This is a genomic window from Pseudonocardia sp. EV170527-09, from assembly GCF_008369905.1.
Taxonomy (GTDB): Bacteria; Actinomycetota; Actinomycetes; order Mycobacteriales; family Pseudonocardiaceae; genus Pseudonocardia.
In genome coordinates this window covers 1-250 of record NZ_VRMC01000581.1, presented here as the reverse complement: position 1 = coordinate 250, position 250 = coordinate 1, and the positions used below count along the sequence as shown (strand labels likewise).

Below are 250 nucleotides of genomic sequence, written 5' to 3'. Positions count from 1 at the left end.
GTCCTGGCGGCGTCACTGCTTGTCACTGCCCTGACAACCTCACCTGAACATCTCTTGGCGGCAACTCAGGACTGGATCCACCAACCATACCGGCGCGCTCTTATGCCGGAATCGGCAGCGCTCACGGATAGATTGCGCGGACGTGGCGTCGCCACTGTCATTTCTGGCGCTGGGCCTACCGTTCTGGCCCTGGGGAGCCGTGACCAACTCGAGAAGGTGTCTGACGTCGATACTGCCGGGTTCGTGGCAC

At 62.0% G+C, this 250-nt stretch carries 1 pseudogene; it reads left to right on the top strand.

From position 1 onward, the window contains the following. Positions 1-54 precede the first annotated feature (54 nt). A pseudogene (locus FVA95_RS33415) lies at positions 55-250 on the top strand (homoserine kinase); the annotation flags it as partial.